We start from the raw sequence: 20,864 nt of genomic DNA on the forward strand, positions 1-20,864 counted from the left end.
CGAGCTCCCTTTTACAACTTGTACAGTATTTGAGGCGGCCTGTACAGTTTTAAAAGACCATCCAGATCTTTTAGAACTGTAATCAGTATAAATCAGAACCAAAGGTCTTACTATCGTACTTATTACGTAAATTATCTGCGCATTTATGCGTAGTACTATAATATACTTTTGTATATTTTTGAGTAATTACACGTCTAAGCAACTCTGCTAAACCCTGTTACTGACACGCTAACAGTCATTATAGAGAGTTTACAATATTGGATAAGATAGCTTTTTTAGTTTTTAGACGTATATTCCAGTTTATTTAACCCTAAATAACCATAACTTCCCCTGTATACAGTTGCAGGTGACCTCTCAGTACTGTATTATATGCCTGTTAGCAGTCTCGTACTGAGACTGCTAAAAAATTGCCGCAATAAATTTAGTCAAACTTAGAAGGAGGAATAATGGCAATTAGATTCGAACCCCTGCACAACATGGTACTCATCCAACCCCAGGAAAAACAGGATATGAGCAAAGGCGGCATCATCATCCCCGACGCCGCTCAGGAAAAATCCCAGGAAGGCTTGATAGTAGCCGTGGGTCCCGGCCGTCTGGATAAAGATGGCAAACGCGAAGTTATGAGCATTAAAGTCGGCGACAAGGTTCTTTTCCCCAAATTCGGCGGTGTTGAACTTAAATCTGGCGGCATTGAGTATATCATCATGCCCGAAAGCCAGATTATGGCTAAAATCGTAGGCTAAATTTTTTAACGAATATTAGGAGGTATAATGGCTAAGCAGATTATATTTGGCGAAAAAGTCAGGGTCTCCCTCAAAAAGGGTGTTGATACTCTGGCCAACACAGTAAGAGTAACCCTTGGTCCCAAAGGTCATCCCGTTGCCCTGGAGCGGAAATGGGGCGCACCCACTGTTATAGATGACGGTGTAACCATTGCCCGTGATATTGAACTGCCCGATGCTTTCGAGAATATGGGCGCCCAGCTGGTCAAAGAGGCCGCTACCCGCACCAGCGATGCCGCCGGTGACGGTACCACCACCTCTATCGTACTGGCTCAGGCCCTTATCAACGAAGCCTTCAAAAATATTGCCGCCGGTGCCGAACCTATCAATCTGAAACGCGGTATCGAAAAGGCTGTTGCTGCCTTGAAGGCCCAGCTCCGCAAGAATTCCACCCCCGTCAAGGGCAAACAGCAGATTGTTCAGGTCGCTACCATCACCGGTAAAGACCCTGAAATCGGCAACCTGATTGCTGACGTTATGGACAAAGTCGGCAAAGACGGCGTTATCACTATTGAAGAATCCCGTGGTCTGCGCTATGAAACCAGCTACGTAGAAGGTATGCAGTTTGACCGCGGTTATATCAGCGCCTACTTCGTAACTGACCCCGGCCGGATGGAATCTATCATGGAAGACGCCACCATTCTTATGACTGACCGCAAGATTGAAACCGTTGCCGAGCTTCTGCCCGCTCTGGAAAAAATCCTGCAGATTTCAAAGAATCTGGTCATTGTAGCTGAAAATGTTGAAGCCGAAGCTCTGGCTACCCTGGTAGTCAACAAGCTGCGCGGCAATCTGAATATCCTGGCTGTCAAAGCCCCCGGATATGGTGACCGCCAGAAAGCCATGCTGGAAGATATGGCCATCCTGACCGGCGGCCATGTAATCAGCAAGGAAGCCGGCCGCAAGCTGGATTCCGTAACCGAAGCTGACCTTGGTCATGCCCGCAGAGTTGTCTCCAATAAAGACAAGACCACCATCATTGACGGCGAAGGTTCTGCCGAAGCTATCAAGGACCGCATCAAGCAGATTAAAGCCCAGATTGAAGAAACTGAATCTGCCTTTGACCGCGAAAAACTGCAGGAACGCCAGGCTGCTCTGGTCGGCGGCGTAGCTGTTATCGCCGTAGGCGCTGCTACCGAAACCGAAATGAAAGAGCGCAAAGCCCGCGTTGAAGATGCTCTGGCTGCCACCCGTGCCGCCATTGAAGAAGGCATCCTGCCCGGCGGCGGCACCGGTCTCCTGAACGCCCTGCCCTGTCTTGATGCCCTTAAACTGGAAGGCGATGAAGCCACCGGTGTCAATATCGTCCGCAAGGCTCTTATTGAGCCTGTCCGCTGGATTGCCACCAACGCCGGCAAAGACGGCAACGTAATCGTTGACAAGGTCAAGAACTCACCCGTAGGCCATGGCTACAACGCTGAGAAAGATGTCTTCGGCGATATGGCTGAAATGGGTATCATTGACCCCACCATGGTTGTCCGCTCCGCCCTTGAGAACGCCGCTTCTATTGCCAACATGGTTCTTATAACCGACTCACTGGTAGCCGACATTCAGGATAAAAACCCCGCTCCCCCCATGCCTGAAGCCCCCGGAATGTACTAAGACCCGTACGGGTTAAATAGAAAAGGGCGGGACTTCGATCCCGCCCTTTTCTTTATCATGAATAATCTAAACGGCAGACCGGTTGTCTAGCCTTTCAGTAAACCCTCCACTGCTTCTTTGTCTACCGGCCCTACCAGAGCCAGCCGCATTTCAGGTTTCCTAAAATACTCACCCGCTAGTTCCATTACAGCTTTCAGACTTACCCCGTCTATCAGACGAATAACGTCTTCATGGGTATTCACCCTTCGGCACAGCAGTTCCTGAGAGCCTATCCATTTAGCCATATAACGGCTGTCTTCCATAGCCAGATGTATCCGTCCCTTAGACATTTCCTTGGCTTTTGTCAACTCCTCAGCCGTTATGGTTGTTTTTGCGCTTTCCAGTTCCGTAAGTATAGCCTCGACACAGGCCGTCAGATTGGCAGGATCTACTGCGGCATATATGGAAAAAGCCCCTGTATCATGCAAAAACTCCGTACCGGACTGGACAGAATAGGCTAATCCCAAATTATCCCTGACATGGGCAAAAAGGCGGCTGCTCATACCATCACCCAATATGGTGTTTAATATGCTGAAAGCATAACGGCGGTCATCCAGACGGTTCATGCCCGGCATGGCCAGCATCAGGTTAATCTGCTCCGCATCTCGCTTGTCCACCCCTATCTGGCAAGGATTGCCATAATGATATGGGGCAAAAGACTGTATTTCATTCTTCCCGCCCAAACCACTGAAGGCCTGGGAAATAGCCGCCACGGCACTCTTGCGCTTTATATCTCCGGCTACTGCCACCACTATATTGGCAGGGGTGTAATGGCTGTGCATGAAAGCCTGCAGTTTTTGCTTGTCCAGCCCTGCCACGCTCTGTCGAGTACCGGCAATATCCCGCCCCAGCGGGTGATTTGGCCAGAGTATTTCATCAAGCAGCAGCCCCACCCGGTGGGAAGGATTGTCCAGGCTCATGCTTATTTCTTCGTAGATTACCTTGCGTTCCTTTTCAAGGTCTTCGGGGTTAAACAGGGGGGTTACCAGCATATCCGAAAGCACATCCAGGGCCAGAGCAAACTTGTCACTGCCCACTTTGGCATAGTAAAGGGTAGACTCACGGTCAGTAGCCGCATTTAAAATACCCCCCACCCCCTCTATGGCGCTGGAAATAAGCTGGGAATCAGGATATTTTTTACTTCCCCTAAACACCATGTGTTCTATAAAGTGGCTGGCACCGGCCTCGCAGTCTGTTTCATACCGCGAACCCACCCCGATATATACGCAAATGGTAACCGAACGGCTGGCAGGCATATGGTGGCTTATTACCCGCAAACCACTTGGCAAAATACTTAATTCATACAAATAAACACCTCGCTTCTTTTTGAATAATAAACATGGTCTTAAGAGGTGTCAAATAAACCCTTAAATTAGACACCTAAGTGAGTCTGCCTTATAATTAAATAAGAATTATGCACGAACTATCCATAACCGAAGAACTGCTAAAAACAATTGTAGCCAAGGCCGAAGAAGCCAAAGCCCGTAAAATCAGCCGGATAAATCTGGTTATAGGCGAATATGCGGGCGTGGTGGAAGACAGCGTAAAAATGTGTTTTGATATACTCAGCCAGGATACTATGGCCAAGGGGGCGCTTTTAGAATTTAAGCGCATACCCGCTGAGTTCCGCTGCCGTTTGTGCGGCCATACATTCCCTTCAGGGCAGCATTCACTGGTCTGCCCCAAATGTCAGGGCTGGAATGCCGAAGTAATAGCCGGCAACGAATTTTTTATTGAAAGCATTGAGGTAGATGATGAAAGTCAAAGTTCTTAAAAATATCACCGATATGAATGACCAGCTGGCTGCCAGAAACAAGGATATGTTTATCGGAAAAGGCATACTGGTGATAAATGTCATGTCTTCACCCGGCGCCGGTAAAACCAGCTTGCTTCTGAAGACTATTGAGCTGCTGGGAGATTATACCCGGGTGGGTGTGATAGAGGGTGATATAGCCTCAAGCGTAGATGCCGAAAAAATAGCCTCCACCGGTTCGCAGGCTATCCAGATAAATACAGATGGGGGTTGCCATCTGGATGCCAATATGGTAGCCTCAGCCGCAGACGGGCTGGAACTGGACAAGCTGGATATTATTTTTATTGAAAACGTGGGCAATCTGGTCTGCCCGGCCGGTTTCCAGCTGGGTGAGGCCAAAAGGGTGGTGCTAGCATCCGTGCCGGAGGGTGATGACAAACCCACTAAATACCCTTTTATGTTTAGGGATACAGACGTAATAGTCATAACCAAAATGGATTACCTGCCGCTTAGTGACTTTAATATGGAATCTTTCCGTAAAACAGTGCTGGGTCTAAACCCGGACGTAAAAATAATTGAGCTTTCAGTAAGGAATGGCCAGGGGCTGGACGAATGGATAGCCTGGCTGAAAAGCAACCTCCTCAAGGGGAAATAGATGCCCGCACCTAAGCAAACCAAGCGGTTTGCCTTTGCCATCAGCGGGATTGTCCAGGGGGTGGGCTTCCGCCCCTTTGTTTACCAGCTGGCCGCTAAACACGGCTTAAACGGCTGGGTCAGGAATACTTCTGCCGGAGTGGAGATAGAGGCGGAAGGAATTGAACAAGCACTGGACAGCTTTTCAGATGAGCTAATTAGACTCAGCCCGCCCCAATCAGTCATTAAGACATTTAAACAGACTGAAATACCCTTAACAGGTGAAGAAGGTTTTAATATCAAGCCCAGCCAGAGCCTTTCCAGGCGTTTTCAGCTGGTATCACCGGATATAGCCACCTGCACCCAGTGCCAAAATGATATATCTGACCCCCGAAACCGCCGCTACCGTTATCCCTTTACCAACTGCACCAACTGCGGCCCCCGTTTTACCATCATTGAGGACATACCCTATGACAGACCCCTGACCACCATGAAAGACTTTGAAATGTGCCCGGCCTGCCAGGCCGAATATGACAACCCTTTAGACCGCCGTTTCCATGCCCAGCCCAATGCCTGCCCGGTGTGCGGCCCCCGCCTCTGGCTGGCTGATAAAACCGGAAAAGAGCTTGAAAGTGCCGATGCCATAGCAGAAGCCGCAAAACTACTGAAAGACGGCCGGATTTTAGCCATACGGGGTCTGGGGGGCTTTCTGCTGGCCGCTGACGCCACTAATCCGCTGGCGGTTAATACCCTCCGACGCCGTAAACACCGCCCTTCCAAACCCTTTGCGGTTATGCTTCCTGATATAGCCGAAGCCCGCAAACACTGTTTTATATCCGCCGAAGAGGAAAAGCTGCTGATTTCACCCGCCGCACCCATAGTCCTATGCAAATGGAACAGGGAAAGCCCCGTATGCCCCGAAACCGCCCCCAAACAAAATTATCTGGGCATAATGCTGGCGTACACACCTATCCACCACCTGCTTCTAAAGGAAACAGGTAAACCCCTTATCATGACCAGCGGCAACCTGAGCGAAGAGCCCATTGCCAAAGACAATGACGAAGCCCTGAAACGGCTGGGCAATATAGCGGATTATTTTCTGCTTCACAACCGCCCCATTTACTCCCGTTATGATGACAGCGTGGTCATGTATGAGGCCGGTGCAAAAAGGGTAATCAGGCGGGGCAGGGGTTATGCCCCCTACCCTGTCCAGACCTCTTTTACGGATAAAGAAGTACTAGTGCTTGGTCCGCAGGAAAAAAACACCTTCTGCCTGCTTAAAGACGGTTATGCCTTTGTCAGCCAGCATATAGGGGATATGCAAAACCCCGAAACGCTGGACAGCTTTGAAGAAACCCTGGCGGTTTACCTGAAACTATTCCGCTTAAACCCCCAAATAATAGCTTCAGACCTGCACCCCGGCTATATTACCACCGATTTGGCTGAGGCAAGGGCAGACAGCCTTGACATACCTCTGGTCAAAGTCCAGCACCACCATGCCCATATTGCCTCCTGTCTGGCGGAAAACAACTGTGACGAAGAGGTTATCGGGGTAGCTCTGGACGGCACCGGCTACGGGCTGGACGGGCATATCTGGGGCGGGGAATTTTTCTGCGGGGGCATAAAACAGGGTTTTAGCCGCCAAGCCCATCTGGAATACCTGCCTCTACCCGGAGGCGAAGCCGCCATTAAAAAACCCTACCGCTCAGCCGTGTCATATGTCTACACCCTGCTGGGAGAAGAGGGCCTGAACTTTTTTAAGGATATAGAACCGGAAGAACTGGATATCATAAAAACCCAGCTTGAGCGGAAACTGAACTCCCCCCTTACTTCCAGTGCGGGCAGGCTGTTTGATGCGGTTGCCGCCCTGTGCGGAATCTGCCAAGTGGCAAACTATGACTCCCAGCCGGCCATAGAGCTGGAAACCGAAGCCGGGGATACCGAATTTGCCCAGTTCTACCCCTTTGAGTTAGACTTAGATAAGGGCATTTACCTGATACGGCTGAAGGGCATAATCCAAGGCGTCCTTTCAGACCTTTCATCAGGCAAAACAGCCGCTTATATATCGGTAAAATTTCACAACACAGTCAGCCAGATAGTTCTGGACACCTGCCTAAGGCTTTCAGCCCAAAGCGGTCTTACCAAAGTAGCCCTTTCAGGTGGAGTTTTCCAGAACAGGCGGCTTTTCCGCCAGGTGATAAAAAAGCTGGAAGCAGAGGGATTTGAAGTGATTACCCATAAAGAAATCCCCTCTAATGACGGCTGCATATCACTGGGTCAGGCGGTAATAGCCGCCAGCCAAGGAGGAATATAATGTGCCTTGCAGTACCTGCCAAAATAATATCAGTTGAAGACGGGGTTGCGGAGGTAGACCTGAACGGGACTACCTATAAAGCCAGCCTGATGCTTACCCCCGAAGCCAAAACGGGTGATTACGTACTGCTTCACACCGGCTATGCCATACAGGTAATAGACGAAAAAGACGCTTTGGAAACTTTGGAAATATTCAAGCAGATGGAGATGCTTTAAAGAGTGAATTTCATAGAGGAATTCCGCAGCAGCCAGTCAGGGCGTGCCCTGCTGGAATATATAAACAAACGTTCCACCAAGCCTGCCCGCTTTATGGAGTTTTGCGGCGGGCATACCGTAGCCATTTTCCGTTACGGCATACGCCAGCTGCTGCCGACCCATATTGAAATGCTGTCAGGGCCGGGCTGCCCTGTTTGTGTAACCTCTACCGCTGACCTGGACAAAGTCATAGCCCTGTCCAGGCGGCCAGGGGTTATAATCTGCTCATTCGGTGACCTGCTAAGGGTTCCCTCCAGCCGCCAAAGCCTGCTGGAAGTGCGGGCGGAAGGGGCAGACGTACGTATTGTCTACTCTACCATGGACGCACTGGAGATAGCCCGCCAGAATCCCTTGAAAAAAATTATCTTTGTGGGTATAGGTTTTGAAACCACCGCCCCCACCATTGCCGCTTCGGTAATACAGGCGCGTAATCAGGGGCTTGCTAATTATTATGTAATATCACTCCACAAAATAACTCCGCCCGTCATGCGGGCGATACTGGATGCGGGCGAAACCCGCCTTTCAGGTATAATCTGCCCCGGCCATGTTTCTTCTATTACCGGCAGTAATGCCTGGGAGTTTATCCCCAGGGAATACCGGCTGGCCTGTGCCGTGTCCGGCTTTGAAAGCCTGGACATACTCTACTGTGTCAAGTCTCTGGTAGACCAGGTGGAAGACGCGACTCCCCGTCTGGACGTCAGCTATTCACGGGCAGTCAAACCTGAAGGCAATACTGCCGCCCTTAAGATTATGGATGAAGTATTTGATATCTGCCCGGCAAACTGGCGGGGGATAGGTATTTTACCCCAAAGCGGCCTCTGCCTGCGGCCTGAATTTGCCGCTTTTGATGCTGAAAAAAACTTTGAAATAAAACTTTCCGAGCCCAGCCGCGAAACACCCGGCTGTCTGTGCGGTGAAATCATCAAAGGCACCCGAACACCTCTGGAATGCAAGCTTTTTTCAAAGGTCTGCACCCCGGAAAACCCGGTCGGGCCGTGCATGGTCTCCTCCGAGGGCACCTGCGCCGCCTATTACCACTACGGAGGCAAACTTGGATAAAACCAAAATCCTGCTGGCCCACGGTTCGGGCGGGCGCTTAACCCATGACCTTATCTCCAAGCACCTTGTCCAGTCTCTGTCCAACCCGCTTTTAAACAAGCTGGATGATGCGGCTGTTTTTGAATCCAAAGGGAAAACGGCTTTTACTACCGACAGTTACGTGGTAAACCCCATTTTTTTCCCCGGCGGCAATATAGGCAAGCTGGCAGTCTGCGGCACAGTCAATGACCTGTCTGTCATGGGGGCTGTCCCCAAATACCTCAGCCTGGCTTTTATCATTGAAGAAGGTCTGGACATATCCGCTCTGGAAGAGATAATAAAGTCTATTGCCGCTGCCGCTAAAGAAGCCGGGGTGGAAATAGTCACCGGAGACACCAAAGTGGTCAATACCGGCAAAGCCGATAAGATATTTATAAATACCGCCGGGGTAGGCTTCATACCCGAAGGGCTGGACATATCCGGTGCGAACGCACGCCCGGGTGATGCGGTAATTGTATCCGGCACTATGGGTGACCACGGCATAGCCATTATGGCCCAGCGGGAAGGGCTGAACTTTAAAACAGCCGTTGAAAGTGACTGCGCCCCCTTAAACGGGCTTATCACTGATATGCTCAAAGTCTGCCCCCGGATACACGTCATGCGTGACCCCACCAGAGGCGGACTGGCAACCACCCTTAATGAGATAGCCGGGCAGTCACAGGTGGGAATAGAACTGAACGAGGAATCTATACCCGTCAAGCCGGCAGTGGGCGGTGCCTGTGAGGCACTCGGCCTTGACCCCTTGTATGTAGCCAACGAGGGGAAAATTATAGCTATAATGCCGGAAAAAGATGCCCCGGCTGTACTCTCTGCCATGAAAGCTCACCCTTACGGGAAAGACAGCGCCATTATCGGGCGGGTAATCTCCCCAAACCCCGGGCGGGTAAGCATACGCACCCCGCTGGGGGCGCTCCGCATACTGGATATGCAAAGCGGAGAGCTGCTGCCGCGCATCTGCTAGCACAACCATAAGCATCAAAACAGGCTGGACAGTTATTCTGCCCGGCCTGTTTTATTTTTAAAATCTCCCCGAAATATCTTTCAGGCTGTATTGACAATGCCCGCTTTTAAACTATAATTAGTATATATTGAATGAATATTCAATGAACTTTAAAGGAAACGCCTATGCCCAAAGCAGTCAAAGCGGAAACCCGCAAAATACAGGCTGAAAAACGCCGCCAGGAAATACTGGACGCTGCCCTTAGAATATTTGCCGAACAAGGCTACCAGGGGGCAACTATCAGCCAGATATCCGAAGCAGCTGGAACATCTCTGGGACTGCTTTACCATTATTTTCCCAATAAAAAGGCCCTGATGGAGTCGGTAATAGCCGAAAATAGTTTCCTGCCCCTGTTAAAAAGAATACTCGGAAAGCCCGGCGACCAGAATATACAGACTGTCCTGACAGAATTATGCACAGGGTTTTACCGCCTGTTGGAAGAAAAAAAGGAACTGGTGGTTGTTTTTCTACGGGAAGGAACCAGCAATCAAACTGTCCGCCAAGTATGGTTCGGTATGCTTGCCCAAGGGGCTCTCTCCATTAAAAAATTCCTTGACCAATATGTGGAACGGGGAGTGCTGAAAACTCACGCTACCGACGTTTCCGCCCGCAGCCTCATGTCAGCAATAGTAATGCTCTACCTGACTAACGAAGCTTTCGGTGACGGATTTGCCAAGCCTGCTGAATTCATAACCCAGATGGTAGCTAACCAGCTTAATGGTATAGAAGCCCGCCAAAAAGAATAGGAGGATGTAATGAAACTGGAACGCAAACACGGCATCGCAATTATGACCCTTGGCTGTCTTATCCTTACGGGAGCGGTACTGGTATTCATATCCGTACCGGATTGGGGTAATTTTATCGGCTCGTACTTTCAGGGAGTAAACCCCGATGAATATTCTCCGCAGGTTGCACCTTTGCTTACCACATGGAAAAGCCTGTTCAGCCCGCTGCTTGCCCAGGTGGGCGGTTATATGAAAGCAGCCGGTATATTCGGTGGTTGTGCCCTGAGTGTTATGGGTCTGATTGCCCTGTTTGCCGGTGCCAACGTCATCCGCCAGAGTGCAAAATCCGCCTGAAAACTCTTTGAAAAATGGTGCCAAATGAAAGCTAAACTGCCTCCGGGCGGAGTTGACTTCGGGGGCAGTTTAGTAGTAAGATACTTTTCTAGATTTTTACAATTTAGGAGTGTAGCTCAGTCCGGTAGAGCAGCGGTCTCCAAAACCGCCGGTCGAGGGTTCGAATCCTTCCACTCCTGCCATACTGGCCGAGATGGTGGAATGGCAGACACGCTAGCTTGAGGGGCTAGTGAGTGATGAGCTCGTGGGAGTTCAAATCTCCCTCTCGGCACCAATAAGTTATAGGGGCGGAAGTAGTTCAGCGGTAGAATGCCTCCTTGCCAAGGAGGAGGTCGCGAGTTCGAATCTCGTCTTCCGCTCCAAAATCACTTACCTGGTGTAAAATCTAGTCTTTGGCTGGGCGACGTAGCCAAGTGGCAAGGCAGGGGTCTGCAAAACCCCTATTCAGCGGTTCGAATCCGCTCGTCGCCTCCAATATCCTTCTGTATCCATCAGTTCAATTCATGTTCTGTTTTTTCTTTCCAGACTTTTAAACGTCATCGTAATTGTCTATGTATATTTTGTCTTTTGCTTTCCCGGATTATTATCAAAAGTACGTGTCATTTAATCTGCATCACAGGATAAACTAAACCCGTGTCGTCAGGATATAATCCACAGCAAACACGGGCATAAATTTTGTAAAACCGACAAAATGCAGTAATTTAAATGTTTTTATTGCTGACAACCCTCCAGATTAACTTTAAGCGATAACCCAGAAGAGCAAGCAAAGGCACCGATATAAAAAATGACATAAACAGCCAGTCAGAGTTTTGATTGAGGTGGGTAACTTCTGCCAACCCTATAGTAAGCACGCCGCCCAGAACAGCCCCCAGCACCCCCAATCCCAAAGAGCCTGCATAGAGCGTACGGTAACCCAGCCAGATCATGGCCATACAAAGTCCCAGCGGATAACCGAACACTATTCCCAAAATAGCCCCGCTTAAAGCTGCAAAACCGGCCGAATCAGAACCTATGACAAATACCGCCAGCCTGCTCAATATCATCGCACCCACAATCCCCCCTCCACATAAAATAGCCAATGCCAATACATGTTTCAAAAAACCCGGCCCAGCAAATATATTTTTTATTTTCATTATTCCAGTATAGCTTTTTTCCTTGAAAGAAGCACCGCAAGACGCTAAAATGGCGTTACTAATTAGCCGGGGTGGCGGAATCGGCAGACGCAGCGGACTTAAAATCCGCCGGAGTAATCCTTGTGGGTTCGACCCCCACCCCCGGCACCACTTTGAGGCTGTAACATGCCTTTACTATTTGTCCTGCTAAGTTATCTGCTAGGAACTTTTCCGTCCGCCTACCTGGCCGGATACCTGAGTCAAGCCGGGGATATCCGCCTGATAGGTGACCGGAACATGGGCGCCCAGAATGCCTATCGCTGCCTTGGACGAGGCTGGGGTATAACAGTCTTCATTTTTGACCTTACCAAGGGTGCTTTAGCCATTATGCTGGCTCTGACGGCTGGTCTAAGCCCCGGCTGGGTTATGGCGTGCGGCTTGGCCACTGTTCTGGGGCATAACTGGCCTGTCTGGCTGGGATTCAGGGGAGGGCGGGGTGAGGCAACGGCCATAGGGGTAATGCTGGTAATCGCCACCCAGCCGATGCTGCTTATGGGGGGGTTGGGTTTACTGGTACTAGTAATTACCTCAAGCGTTATTACCGCCTCGGCAGTTATGTTCGGGCTTCTATGGCTGGCAGTTATTGTTTACGGCCTGCCCGGCGAAGTGGTAGCTTACAGCATCGGACTGCCGGTAGTGGTAGGACTGACCCACTACATACGCAGCCGCCAGACCCGTTTTCAAACCAAATAAAAATCCGGGAATCAATCCCGGATAATATACTTACTGCCACCCCTGGAAACTCAGGCCTTTTCTGTCCAGCCCAGTTTCTTCCAGAGCCGTTCAAACCAGCCTTGTTTGGGTGTATTATCGGGCGTATTTTCACCCGGTGCATTAAGCAGTTTAAGCTGACTCTCCATCTGTTTAATTTTTTCAGTAGCCGCCCCGAGCTGAGCTGCCAAAGCCAGATTCTTTTCATGAAGTTCACGGACAACATCCATAAACTGGATAGGGGTTTGGATAGTCTGCAGGGAAAGGTCTTCCTCATCTTCTTTCTTCAGGTCAGACGGGATTTCATAAATACGGTACTCCTCACCGAAAGAGCCGGGAACCAGTTCCGCCTGTATCTTGCCGGATTTGATATAACGCCGGATGGTACGGGTAGAAACACCCAGTAAATCTGCGGCTTGGGCAATAGTCATACCTTCTTTAGTCATGGCTTGACAAGTTTAGGTAAAGACACAGATTTTGTCAAGGGGTCAGCCAGATTTATTCCGAAGCTGTCTGGCAGGTGATTTGAAATAACTGCAGGCTATGCCCGCAAATGGAAAAGCCGGGGTATGGATAATATCCCCGGCTATTTCAACAAACAGATAAAAAACTTATGCTTTGCCGATTTTGAACATTTTGGTGCCGCAATCGGGGCAAACACCCTGAGTGGCAGGACGGCCGTTCTTCATGGTGATCTGCTTGGTATTTTTCATTTCCTTCTTTGCGCGGCATTTCATACAATAACCCTGCATAGCTTACCTCCTATTAGATTTGTATAAACGATAAAACACTCTGAACGCAATGTCAAGCCTTTAGCAAACATTTTTTAGCTATATTTTAGTTTAACCTCCTCCGCTGACCGCTCCAAGTATCTCCTCAAGGCGTAAACCTTTGATAATCATGCTGATAGCAATAGCCGCCAGAAACAGGCTGAAAATACGTGACATAGCTTTAAGACCGCCTCTGCCCAGGTATTGAATAAACCATTCATTAGACTTAAAAATAAGCCAGGTTGCCAGCATATTCAGGGCAAAGGAAATTAGTACTATGTACAGGGGAAATTGGTTTACCAGTAAAATCAGGGTAGTGATAGTGGCCGGCCCCATGGTAAGGGGAGTACCGATGGGTACAACCGCCACCATCTCCTCTTTGATAACTTCTACCATGTGCCCGCTGGTCATATAGCGTATGGCAAAAAGAAGCAGAATAAGACCGCCGGCAATTGCAAATGCCCCAACGGATATCCCCATCAAGTCCAGTACCAGCTTCCCCATGAAAAGAAACAGCAGCCCCAGCAGCGAGGCGGTGATAACAGCAAGGTTTACTACCTTTTTGCGTTCTTCGGCGGTGGATTGGTCGGTAATGGATATTACAAACGGCAGATTACCCACTGCATCCACTACTATAAACAGCGGCACAAAGGTCAGCAGAATATCATTCCAGAACTCACTCATGCATTTATTACACTCCTACCCCAGAATGCTATGTCCTCAAGGTATATTCTGTCAACACCTGTTGCCACCGTTGCCGTCAGGTTTATAATAATTTATCACAGGCAAGGATTTATTTTGATAAAATATCTGTTTAAAACTGTCTGGCACTTTGATGCCCCGCCTGAAAAGGTCTGGGAACTGATTAAAGATGCCCGCAGCATGCCCGAATGGTGGCCGGGAGTAAAACGTTTTGAAATACTATCTGCAGAGCAGGAAATGTTGCCGGGCTGCCGCATACAGGCATCTGTAAAGGGTCTGACCGGAGATCTGAACTTCGAACTGGAAATAAACAAGACAGTACCCTGCCGTGAAATCGTTATGCAAAGCCGCGGGGACTTGGCAGGACAGGGGGTCTGGACACTCACCCCTGACAATGGCAATACTATCAGTACTTATATCTGGGAAGTGGCCACCACCGGAAGATTGATGAATGCTATAGGTTTTTTCTGCAAGCCTATATTCATCTGGAATCACAACCGGGTAATGAACGCCGGATTTAAAGCCCTAAAAAAACGCCTCTGAGAAGGCTACTTGGAGCTTAAAGACAAAGGCAGCAGATAGGTTTGACCGGGTTTACGGTTAAGATACGACTTGGTATATTCCTGCGGGAACGAATAGACAATTTGAACCTTGGGGTGTTCCAGCCAGAACAGGAAAACACCCACCACCTGGGGTTTAGTGCCGAACGGACCTATCACCATGTTATAGGTAGTTTTCACTTCATCATAAATAGACTCAAGTATATTACGGACTGCCCACGGATTGTCTGCCGGAGCCTGCCGCACTTCTACCGAGGGCTGGGAAAGCAAATATTCGTTGTTTTTCTCGGCATATTTCAGATATTCAAGGTTGCTGTCACGGGGGGCGGTTATCAGGGCAATAGTACGGGTAGGATTAAACTGCTTCCAGACCGAAAGAGCCCGTTCAGGTTCAAAACCCAGGAAAAGCACCAGAACATTGTCTTTTTCCAGAGATATATTCCCGAAGTAATTGGTAACCGTACTTATCTGCTGAACACCCTGGGTCAAACGGGTGGGGGAGTACGACTGGGTGGTATGAATCATACGGGGTAACCCCAGATTAGCTTCAGCTACCAGATAATGCATCAGCCCCAGCAGGTAGACCTTGGTAAAGCCGGAAATATCTACAGTTATAAAAGGCTCTTCAGAATCTTTGGGTTTACACCTGTGCCAGATACTCTTTAACTGACCAATACCGTCAACCGGGTCTTCGCGCTGACAGCGGATAACAAACAAACCCTCAGCCGTTTTGCGGGAAAGAATAGCCTGGATCTTGGCCAAATTTACTTCCACCAGTTCCTCATGGCGGGGTTCTTCAATCACAAAGATAATGGAATACCGGGCCCGGAAATTCGGGCTCATGCGCTGGATAGAGGTGACACACCGTTCCTCAAAACTGGCACAACAGATAAAAAGGTCATCAGGCCCGTATTCGTTAAGACGAGTCAGCACCTCTATCAAGATTGGTTCTTCAGTAGCCTTCATGGCGTCTCCAGACAAACCCGCATTTTGCCCAAATATAAACGGAATCAGTCAATAAGTCAAATTGACGCAAAGCAGGACAGGGACACTAACGGCCAAATATCCCCCGCTATATCATCCACAACACCCATTTAAAGCCCTTTACCAAACAGCTATAATGATATAATCTAAATAACAAACAGGAGAGTGACATGCTGTATTTTGCATACGGACAGACCCTCAGCCGCAAACAAATGAAGGAAATCTGCCCGGACGCTGCCCCAAAACAGAGTGCCGCTCTGGCTAATTACAAGCTAGTTTTTCTGGGATATTCACGCAAATGGCACGGAGCACTGGCCAGCATCAAACCTTCCCGCGGTGACAGAGCCAAAGGCGGGCTTTACGAAATCAGCGAATCAGGATTGCGAAAACTGGACGCACACGAAGAGTTTCCTGCCAACAGTGAACGGATAAAAGTAAATGTCCATGACGATGACGGAAATATGCTGGAAGCCTTTACCCATACTCGCCGCCGCTCTGACGACGAAGGGAAACCTTCCGCCGAATATTTGGCTGTAATCCAGCAAGCCTATCATGAATGGGGTCTTATTTGACCCTTAGACAGCACTTGACAGTTTAAAAACACTGTCAAGGGAGACCGAATAATCAGCTTGGCAGTTACCCTGTAAACTATCCATCAGCCGTTGACAAAGGAGTAATCAAAGCGATACCCGGATTTTCTCATGCAACAGGTAAAAACTTATCTGATTTGAAGGAGGCACAAAATGACCGGTATCAGCCTGGCACTTAATTCACGGCAGATCTTTGGCAATAAAAACAAACTCCTTAGGGCTCAGGGACTGACCCCTGTCCACATCTTTGGTCACGGGCTGCCGTCACTGGCACTTCAGGCAAACACTCTGGAACTGGAATCCACAATCAATAGGGCAGGCAGTTCCCATCTGGTAAATATCAAACTGGATACAGACAAGAAAACCCGCAAAGCCTTTATCCGTGAAATCCAGCGCCACCCGATAAAAGGCTACCTTCAGCATGTAGATTTTTACCAGATAAACCTAAAAGAGAAAGTAACTGCAGAAATCCCCATCCATTTCAGCGGAGAATCACTCTTGCTCAAAGAAAAAGGCCACAAACTGACCGCCCCCTTTACACACCTTACAGTTGAAGCCCTGCCGGATGACCTGCCGCCTGAAATACATATTGACCTCTCACAGTTTGATACTCTGGAGAAAGACCTTTACATAAAAGATATCATCCTGCCAGGCAAAGCTAGAATCCTAAACGAGCCTGACCTCCTGGTTGCCAAAGTAAGCGAAATCCACCTGAAGGTTGAAACGCCGGTAGCAGCCAGCCTGCCTGAAGCACCGGAAGTAAAGCCTGTAGCCCATACTGAAGAAAAAGAAACCACTGAAAAGGAATAAATATTCAGCATTTATGGTAATAGATTTTCATACCCATATTTTTCCGCCCAAAATCATTGCAGCCCGGCAGGACTACGCCTGCCGTGATAGCTGTCTGGGAATGCTGTATTCAAATCCCAAAGCCAAAATGATTACCGCAGAGGAACTGTTAACGGCAATGGACGAAGCCGGTATAGACAGGGCAGTGGCGCTGAATATCGGCTGGGAATCAGCCGAACTATGCACGCTTACCAATAACTACCTGCTGGAATCAGCCCGCCGCTACCCCGGAAGGATTATTCCGTTTTGCACTTTGCCCATTTCAGACCCGTCTGCCAGTCTCACAGAGCTAGAACGCTGCCGCAGTCTGGGGGCAAAGGGTATAGGCGAACTCCGCACTGAACATCCGAAAGAACTGGCACGCCCGCCCTATCAACCTTTGTTTGATAGGATAGACCAGAGCGGCCTAATTTGTTTGTTTCACGCTTCAGAACCGCTGGGACATACCTACCCAGGCAAGGGGCTTGCCACCCCGGAAAAGTTTTACCCTTTTATTTCCCACTACCCCAAACTGAAAATCATACTTGCCCATTTAGGCGGGGGCATGCCCTTTTACTATCTTATGCCCGAAGCCGAAAAAGTGCTGGCAAACACTGCCTATGACACAGCCGCCGCCCCTTTCCTGTACAAACCGGAGATTTACCGGCAGGTAATAAAACTGGCGGGGGAATCCAGAGTCCTTTTCGGCAGTGATTACCCGCTGATGCCTTATACCCGCGCCCTTAAACACCTGTCAGACGGAAAGCTTGAGCCGGATATACTGGCAAAGGTTATGCAGCAAAACGCCCTGAACTGGCTGGGTGAAGGTCAAAACGGCATTGGCTGAAGAACTTGTCCGCACGTTTATTGCCGTAGAACTGCCGCCTGAGCTTAAAACCGCACTCGGCAGTTTCCAAAATTCCCTTTCCATACCCGCACAAGCTGTCAAATGGGTAAACCCCGAATCAATGCATCTAACCATCAAATTTTTGGGGGATACCCCGTTAAGCCAAATATCAAATATCATAAAAGGGCTGGAGAAAGCCGCACAGGTCTGCCACGCCTTTACCCTATGCACCAACCATATAGGGGCTTTCCCCTCACTTTCAAACCCGAAGGTAATCTGGCTGGGGCTGGAGGGGGAAACCGGTAAACTTAATGCCCTCTTTGCAGAGGTTGAAAAAAATATTGCAGGGCCGGGATTTCCGGCAGAACAAAGAGAATTCGCCCCCCACCTGACCTTAGGACGTCTTAGGGAAAGTGCTTCCAAAATTGACCTGCAAACCACTGCCGAAATCCTTAAAACCACACCCCCTGTTCCTAAAACCAGTTTCAAAGCCTCGCATATCTGCCTCTTTAAAAGCCAGCTTTTACCCGCAGGGCCAATATACACCAGACTGGCTCAAATCAGCCTCGCCTAGTCTTGTCAGGATAAGCCTCTTGGAGTATACTCAATCAACTTAAAACAAGGTCTCAGCCGGGAGGTAGCTTCGTGGAGAATACAGGTTTTCCGAAATGTTTAAAATGCAATCAGGGTGATTTGCTACCCCTGTCAGACTTTGGCAGCCAGGGTGCTTCTATCCATTACAAAGCCTGGGTCTGTTCCAACCCCAACTGCGGCTTCAACCTTAAAATCCGCAACGGGGATATATATATAAACGAGCCCATCATAAACGGCAACAACCGCCAGCACTAGGCCGGGAAACGCCAGCTCAATCTGCCGGGGGGGCAAACAGATGAAACTTTTACATCAATCCCTCAAGGATACCCTTCTTGACTTAGTCTTTCCCCAGCAGTGTCTGGTCTGCAGCAAAGAAGGCAAGCTGTTCTGTGCCCAATGCAGTGACAGCCTGAGTTATATCACTCCACCTGTCTGCACACTCTGTGGCCATCATACCGGAGATGACGGGGTTTGCCCTCAATGCATGTCAGGTAAAATTCATCTGGACGGATTGCGTTCGGTTTTCAACTTTGAAGGCGGCATTGCCCAAGCCATATATGCCCTGAAATATCACAATCTGCGTTCTGTTGCCCCTCTACTAGGCACTTTTCTGGCAGACTACCTGAAACAAAACCCCATTCCGGCTGATATTGTTGTGCCTGTACCCATCCACCACAGCCGCTTGAAATACCGCGGCTACAACCAGTCCCTGCTGCTGGCAAGAGAACTCTGCCTACACACAGGTTTGAAACTAGATGAACATTGGCTTGAACGTTCACTGTCATCTGCCCCGCAGGCACGTGCCAAAAGCCGCACTGAGCGTCTGGAAAATGTAAAAAATGCATTTATTTTCAAATACCCCACGACAACCACCCCCAGGGTGATTATAATAGATGATGTAGCAACCACAGGCGCTACCCTGAATGCCTGCGCCGCCACTCTTAAAGAGGCTGGTGCCCTCAGCGTATGGGGGCTGACCATAGCCAGAGAAAGATAGAGGAGTGTAGAGTATGGAGATTCAGATTACCACCAAGAATTGCCGCCTGGACAACCGCACCCGCAGTTATATCCAACGCAAAATGGGGCGAATAACCCGGATACTGCCCCAGATTTCCGAATTCAGGATAGAGCTTGACGAGGAACAAACCCGCTCACAGGCAGACCATTTTATCCTTAAAGCCACGCTCAATACGGGTACAGATGTACTTTATGCTGAAGAACGGGCAGAAAACCTGCTGACGGCCGCCGACCGGGCGGTAGAAGTGCTTAACCAGCAGATTGACCATGCCAAAGGCAAGATGGAAGTAAAAGCACGCAATCGTGAAAGTATACGCCTCAGTCAGCCGGATACATTTTTATCTCCCAAAGAGCCGCTTATCCGAAGACGCAAACAAGAGGCTAAACCCATGACCGTAGAAGAAGCGGTAAACCAGCTGAATTTATCAGGAGAAGAATATCTGCTCTTTTTAGGCCCGGATACCAAACGGGTAAATCTGCTCCGCCGCTTTGCTGACGGCAAGTTTGAGCTGGTTGAGCCGGTACCCGAATAGTTTTTGATACCCGGTCTCTGTTGCCGATACACCCAGGAGACCGCAGGGTCAAAAATAAGAGGTGGTTAACTATTTTTGAGTAGAGTTGCACTAAAGAGCCATGACACAGCCGTCAAAAAGGCGGGGGCTGGTTCCAATATCCGCTGGGATATTTTTAAAATCCAACCGGGTTGGGTTGGGGTAATGGTATCTTCAGAAGGAATCTGCCGCCTTACCCTGCCCCAGCCCGGTCAAACCGAAGCACTGATAGAGCTTAATCCGCCTGCAGTGTCTATCCGTACGGACAATCTTTTCAATTCTCTGGCAACGAAACTTGAAAGCTATTTCAAGGGAAACAGCACGGATTTCCAGTTCAGCCTTGACCTTAGCGGGTACACCCCGTTTGAATCATTGGTGTATAAGGCCTGTGTTCGGATACCATACGGGCAAACCGCCAGTTACGGCCAGATTGCCCGCCTGATAGGTTATCCCAAGGCTGCCAGAGCAGTAGGGCAGGCACTCTATAAAAACCCCGTTCCCCTCATAATACCTTGCCACCGGGTAATTGCCGCAAACGGCAAGACAGGCGGTTTTAACGGCGGGATAAATATAAAATGCTGGCTGCTTACCCTGGAGGCTAGGAAACCTTCAGGTTAATAACCAGTGTTTCCAGAGGTACAGAATCCCACGGACGGGAATAGTAAAACCAAAGCTCAGTTTCATCTATATCCAAAGCCTTCAGACGGAAATATTCAGTTCCGCCGCCGCCAACCAAAGTATTGTCAGCATTATCAGGCGTATAGGTTTTTTCAACCAGATATACTTTGGAACTGGCAGACTGAAATTCCCAGCTATAACCGGTGCTTGGATTAGCCGGCAAAGCCACTATAAACTCATCTCCAGCCCGGCATTCAATCAAAGTATCCGCATCTGTATAAGATTTAACCTCCGGACTGCAGCCGGGAAAAACCAGACTGAAAGTGCAGACCAAACTAAGCATAAAAACAGCAGGTTTTTTCATTT

Annotated in this window: 27 protein-coding genes and 5 tRNA genes; 25 read left to right on the forward strand and 7 right to left on the reverse strand. The window is 49.2% G+C overall.

From position 1 onward, the window contains the following. The first annotated feature begins 446 nt into the window (after positions 1–446). Complete coding sequence (locus tag UCH007_RS06085) at positions 447–743, forward strand: co-chaperone GroES (RefSeq protein WP_012882465.1); 297 nt, start codon at positions 447–449, stop codon at positions 741–743. A 27-nt stretch (positions 744–770) separates the two neighbouring features. Then, on the forward strand, positions 771–2,384 hold the full coding sequence (gene groL, locus UCH007_RS06090; protein WP_012882466.1) for a chaperonin GroEL: 1,614 nt from the start codon (positions 771–773) through the stop codon (positions 2,382–2,384). Between the two features lie 86 nt (positions 2,385–2,470). Here groL and UCH007_RS06095 read toward each other — a convergent pair whose 3' ends face one another. After that, positions 2,471–3,730: a M16 family metallopeptidase gene (locus UCH007_RS06095; protein WP_046961339.1), complete on the reverse strand. Its 1,260-nt coding sequence runs from the start codon at positions 3,728–3,730 to the stop codon at positions 2,471–2,473. A gap of 107 nt (positions 3,731–3,837) precedes the next feature. Between UCH007_RS06095 and hypA the strand changes: the two genes are divergently transcribed. From hypA to UCH007_RS06155, 12 genes are all read left to right on the forward strand, one after another. Further along, entirely contained in the window at positions 3,838–4,197 is a 360-nt protein-coding gene (hypA, locus tag UCH007_RS06100; RefSeq protein ID WP_012882468.1) for a hydrogenase maturation nickel metallochaperone HypA, read from the forward strand. Continuing rightward, complete coding sequence (gene hypB, locus UCH007_RS06105; protein ID WP_046961340.1) at positions 4,178–4,831, forward strand: hydrogenase nickel incorporation protein HypB; 654 nt, start codon at positions 4,178–4,180, stop codon at positions 4,829–4,831. Before hypA ends, hypB begins: the two co-directional genes overlap by 20 nt. After that, the gene (hypF, locus tag UCH007_RS06110; protein WP_046961341.1) at positions 4,832–7,123 is read left to right on the forward strand and encodes a carbamoyltransferase HypF; all 2,292 of its coding nucleotides are present in this window, start codon (positions 4,832–4,834) and stop codon (positions 7,121–7,123) included. Next, positions 7,123–7,338: a HypC/HybG/HupF family hydrogenase formation chaperone gene (locus UCH007_RS06115; RefSeq protein WP_046961342.1), complete on the forward strand. Its 216-nt coding sequence runs from the start codon at positions 7,123–7,125 to the stop codon at positions 7,336–7,338. The genes hypF and UCH007_RS06115 overlap by 1 nt, the downstream gene beginning before the upstream one ends. Positions 7,339–7,341: 3 nt before the next feature. Beyond that, complete coding sequence (hypD, locus tag UCH007_RS06120) at positions 7,342–8,436, forward strand: hydrogenase formation protein HypD (protein WP_046961343.1); 1,095 nt, start codon at positions 7,342–7,344, stop codon at positions 8,434–8,436. After that, positions 8,429–9,436, forward strand: coding sequence for a hydrogenase expression/formation protein HypE (hypE, locus tag UCH007_RS06125; protein ID WP_023652734.1), 1,008 nt, complete (start codon positions 8,429–8,431; stop codon positions 9,434–9,436). The genes hypD and hypE overlap by 8 nt, the downstream gene beginning before the upstream one ends. A 164-nt stretch (positions 9,437–9,600) precedes the next feature. Further along, a complete protein-coding gene (locus UCH007_RS06130) occupies positions 9,601–10,221 on the forward strand; it encodes a TetR/AcrR family transcriptional regulator (protein WP_041331345.1) in 621 nt (206 codons plus the stop codon). A 9-nt stretch (positions 10,222–10,230) separates the two neighbouring features. Continuing rightward, positions 10,231–10,554 carry a hypothetical protein gene (locus tag UCH007_RS06135; RefSeq protein ID WP_012882475.1) on the forward strand — a complete coding sequence of 108 codons (324 nt, stop codon included), beginning with the start codon at positions 10,231–10,233 and terminating at the stop codon, positions 10,552–10,554. A 105-nt stretch (positions 10,555–10,659) separates the two neighbouring features. After that, positions 10,660–10,736: transfer RNA gene (locus tag UCH007_RS06140), tRNA-Trp, on the forward strand. A 5-nt stretch (positions 10,737–10,741) separates the two neighbouring features. After that, positions 10,742–10,828 (forward strand) — tRNA-Leu (locus UCH007_RS06145). 13 nt (positions 10,829–10,841) lie between these two features. Next, positions 10,842–10,916 (forward strand) — tRNA-Gly (locus tag UCH007_RS06150). Positions 10,917–10,953: 37 nt separating this feature from the next. Then, a tRNA-Cys gene (locus UCH007_RS06155) sits at positions 10,954–11,028 on the forward strand. A gap of 227 nt (positions 11,029–11,255) precedes the next feature. Here UCH007_RS06155 and UCH007_RS06160 read toward each other — a convergent pair. Beyond that, entirely contained in the window at positions 11,256–11,597 is a 342-nt protein-coding gene (locus UCH007_RS06160; protein WP_231854754.1) for a hypothetical protein, read from the reverse strand. Between the two features lie 155 nt (positions 11,598–11,752). On the opposite strand from UCH007_RS06160, the gene UCH007_RS06165 reads away from it, so the two are divergent. Then, positions 11,753–11,837: transfer RNA gene (locus UCH007_RS06165), tRNA-Leu, on the forward strand. A gap of 15 nt (positions 11,838–11,852) precedes the next feature. After that, positions 11,853–12,419 (forward strand): glycerol-3-phosphate acyltransferase, encoded by a 567-nt coding sequence (locus tag UCH007_RS06170; RefSeq protein ID WP_023652738.1) that lies wholly within the window; start codon positions 11,853–11,855, stop codon positions 12,417–12,419. Between the two features lie 50 nt (positions 12,420–12,469). Here the strand turns inward: UCH007_RS06170 and UCH007_RS06175 are convergent, their stop codons facing one another. From UCH007_RS06175 to UCH007_RS06180, 3 genes are all read right to left on the reverse strand, one after another. Beyond that, the gene (locus tag UCH007_RS06175) at positions 12,470–12,883 is read right to left on the reverse strand and encodes a helix-turn-helix domain-containing protein (RefSeq protein WP_012882478.1); all 414 of its coding nucleotides are present in this window, start codon (positions 12,881–12,883) and stop codon (positions 12,470–12,472) included. A 165-nt stretch (positions 12,884–13,048) separates the two neighbouring features. Further along, the gene (locus tag UCH007_RS07800; RefSeq protein ID WP_010937128.1) at positions 13,049–13,189 is read right to left on the reverse strand and encodes a DUF5679 domain-containing protein; all 141 of its coding nucleotides are present in this window, start codon (positions 13,187–13,189) and stop codon (positions 13,049–13,051) included. A gap of 90 nt (positions 13,190–13,279) precedes the next feature. Continuing rightward, on the reverse strand, positions 13,280–13,891 hold the full coding sequence (locus UCH007_RS06180) for a MarC family protein (protein ID WP_012882479.1): 612 nt from the start codon (positions 13,889–13,891) through the stop codon (positions 13,280–13,282). 114 nt (positions 13,892–14,005) lie between these two features. On the opposite strand from UCH007_RS06180, the gene UCH007_RS06185 reads away from it, so the two are divergent. Continuing rightward, positions 14,006–14,452, forward strand: a complete 447-nt coding sequence (locus UCH007_RS06185) for an SRPBCC family protein (RefSeq protein WP_046961344.1) — start codon at positions 14,006–14,008, stop codon at positions 14,450–14,452. A gap of 5 nt (positions 14,453–14,457) precedes the next feature. On the opposite strand, the gene UCH007_RS06190 is transcribed toward UCH007_RS06185, so the two are convergent. Then, positions 14,458–15,435, reverse strand: a complete 978-nt coding sequence (locus UCH007_RS06190) for a hypothetical protein (RefSeq protein WP_023652741.1) — start codon at positions 15,433–15,435, stop codon at positions 14,458–14,460. A gap of 188 nt (positions 15,436–15,623) precedes the next feature. On the opposite strand from UCH007_RS06190, the gene UCH007_RS06195 reads away from it, so the two are divergent. From UCH007_RS06195 to UCH007_RS06230, 8 genes are all read left to right on the forward strand, one after another. Continuing rightward, positions 15,624–16,025, forward strand: a complete 402-nt coding sequence (locus tag UCH007_RS06195) for a gamma-glutamylcyclotransferase family protein (RefSeq protein WP_012882482.1) — start codon at positions 15,624–15,626, stop codon at positions 16,023–16,025. A 171-nt stretch (positions 16,026–16,196) separates the two neighbouring features. Then, entirely contained in the window at positions 16,197–16,853 is a 657-nt protein-coding gene (locus tag UCH007_RS06200) for a 50S ribosomal protein L25/general stress protein Ctc (RefSeq protein ID WP_046961345.1), read from the forward strand. Between the two features lie 13 nt (positions 16,854–16,866). Continuing rightward, complete coding sequence (locus tag UCH007_RS06205; protein WP_046961346.1) at positions 16,867–17,718, forward strand: amidohydrolase family protein; 852 nt, start codon at positions 16,867–16,869, stop codon at positions 17,716–17,718. Beyond that, positions 17,711–18,292 carry an RNA 2',3'-cyclic phosphodiesterase gene (thpR, locus tag UCH007_RS06210; protein ID WP_046961347.1) on the forward strand — a complete coding sequence of 194 codons (582 nt, stop codon included), beginning with the start codon at positions 17,711–17,713 and terminating at the stop codon, positions 18,290–18,292. The genes UCH007_RS06205 and thpR overlap by 8 nt, the downstream gene beginning before the upstream one ends. Before the next feature lie 71 nt (positions 18,293–18,363). Further along, a complete protein-coding gene (locus UCH007_RS06215) occupies positions 18,364–18,567 on the forward strand; it encodes a hypothetical protein (protein WP_010937137.1) in 204 nt (67 codons plus the stop codon). 40 nt (positions 18,568–18,607) lie between these two features. After that, a complete protein-coding gene (locus UCH007_RS06220) occupies positions 18,608–19,309 on the forward strand; it encodes a ComF family protein (protein WP_046961348.1) in 702 nt (233 codons plus the stop codon). A 13-nt stretch (positions 19,310–19,322) separates the two neighbouring features. After that, a complete protein-coding gene (gene hpf, locus UCH007_RS06225) occupies positions 19,323–19,862 on the forward strand; it encodes a ribosome hibernation-promoting factor, HPF/YfiA family (RefSeq protein WP_023652747.1) in 540 nt (179 codons plus the stop codon). 75 nt (positions 19,863–19,937) lie between these two features. Then, the gene (locus UCH007_RS06230) at positions 19,938–20,498 is read left to right on the forward strand and encodes a methylated-DNA--[protein]-cysteine S-methyltransferase (RefSeq protein WP_046961349.1); all 561 of its coding nucleotides are present in this window, start codon (positions 19,938–19,940) and stop codon (positions 20,496–20,498) included. On the opposite strand, the gene UCH007_RS06235 is transcribed toward UCH007_RS06230, so the two are convergent. Continuing rightward, a complete protein-coding gene (locus UCH007_RS06235; RefSeq protein WP_046961350.1) occupies positions 20,479–20,862 on the reverse strand; it encodes a protease inhibitor I42 family protein in 384 nt (127 codons plus the stop codon). The genes UCH007_RS06230 and UCH007_RS06235 overlap by 20 nt on opposite strands. Positions 20,863–20,864: the final 2 nt, after the last annotated feature.

Source organism: Dehalococcoides sp. UCH007 (assembly GCF_001010485.1).
Lineage (GTDB): Bacteria > Chloroflexota > Dehalococcoidia > Dehalococcoidales > Dehalococcoidaceae > Dehalococcoides > Dehalococcoides mccartyi_A.

Bases quoted from the DNA above. Each gene is read 5' to 3' on its own strand.
- UCH007_RS07800 (WP_010937128.1), bottom strand. From the start codon at position 13,189: ATGCAGGGTTATTGTATGAAATGCCGCGCAAAGAAGGAAATGAAAAAT.
- UCH007_RS06235 (WP_046961350.1), bottom strand. From the start codon at position 20,862: ATGAAAAAACCTGCTGTTTTTATGCTTAGTTTGGTCTGCACTTTCAGT.
- hypA (WP_012882468.1), top strand. From the start codon at position 3,838: ATGCACGAACTATCCATAACCGAAGAACTGCTAAAAACAATTGTAGCC.
- groL (WP_012882466.1), top strand. From the start codon at position 771: ATGGCTAAGCAGATTATATTTGGCGAAAAAGTCAGGGTCTCCCTCAAA.
- UCH007_RS06180 (WP_012882479.1), bottom strand. From the start codon at position 13,891: ATGAGTGAGTTCTGGAATGATATTCTGCTGACCTTTGTGCCGCTGTTT.
- UCH007_RS06195 (WP_012882482.1), top strand. From the start codon at position 15,624: ATGCTGTATTTTGCATACGGACAGACCCTCAGCCGCAAACAAATGAAG.
- UCH007_RS06135 (WP_012882475.1), top strand. From the start codon at position 10,231: ATGAAACTGGAACGCAAACACGGCATCGCAATTATGACCCTTGGCTGT.
- UCH007_RS06205 (WP_046961346.1), top strand. From the start codon at position 16,867: ATGGTAATAGATTTTCATACCCATATTTTTCCGCCCAAAATCATTGCA.
- UCH007_RS06115 (WP_046961342.1), top strand. From the start codon at position 7,123: ATGTGCCTTGCAGTACCTGCCAAAATAATATCAGTTGAAGACGGGGTT.
- hypF (WP_046961341.1), top strand. From the start codon at position 4,832: ATGCCCGCACCTAAGCAAACCAAGCGGTTTGCCTTTGCCATCAGCGGG.
- hypB (WP_046961340.1), top strand. From the start codon at position 4,178: ATGAAAGTCAAAGTTCTTAAAAATATCACCGATATGAATGACCAGCTG.
- UCH007_RS06190 (WP_023652741.1), bottom strand. From the start codon at position 15,435: ATGAAGGCTACTGAAGAACCAATCTTGATAGAGGTGCTGACTCGTCTT.
- UCH007_RS06085 (WP_012882465.1), top strand. From the start codon at position 447: ATGGCAATTAGATTCGAACCCCTGCACAACATGGTACTCATCCAACCC.
- UCH007_RS06130 (WP_041331345.1), top strand. From the start codon at position 9,601: ATGCCCAAAGCAGTCAAAGCGGAAACCCGCAAAATACAGGCTGAAAAA.
- UCH007_RS06175 (WP_012882478.1), bottom strand. From the start codon at position 12,883: ATGACTAAAGAAGGTATGACTATTGCCCAAGCCGCAGATTTACTGGGT.
- UCH007_RS06200 (WP_046961345.1), top strand. From the start codon at position 16,197: ATGACCGGTATCAGCCTGGCACTTAATTCACGGCAGATCTTTGGCAAT.
- UCH007_RS06220 (WP_046961348.1), top strand. From the start codon at position 18,608: ATGAAACTTTTACATCAATCCCTCAAGGATACCCTTCTTGACTTAGTC.
- hpf (WP_023652747.1), top strand. From the start codon at position 19,323: ATGGAGATTCAGATTACCACCAAGAATTGCCGCCTGGACAACCGCACC.
- UCH007_RS06160 (WP_231854754.1), bottom strand. From the start codon at position 11,597: ATGATATTGAGCAGGCTGGCGGTATTTGTCATAGGTTCTGATTCGGCC.
- UCH007_RS06170 (WP_023652738.1), top strand. From the start codon at position 11,853: ATGCCTTTACTATTTGTCCTGCTAAGTTATCTGCTAGGAACTTTTCCG.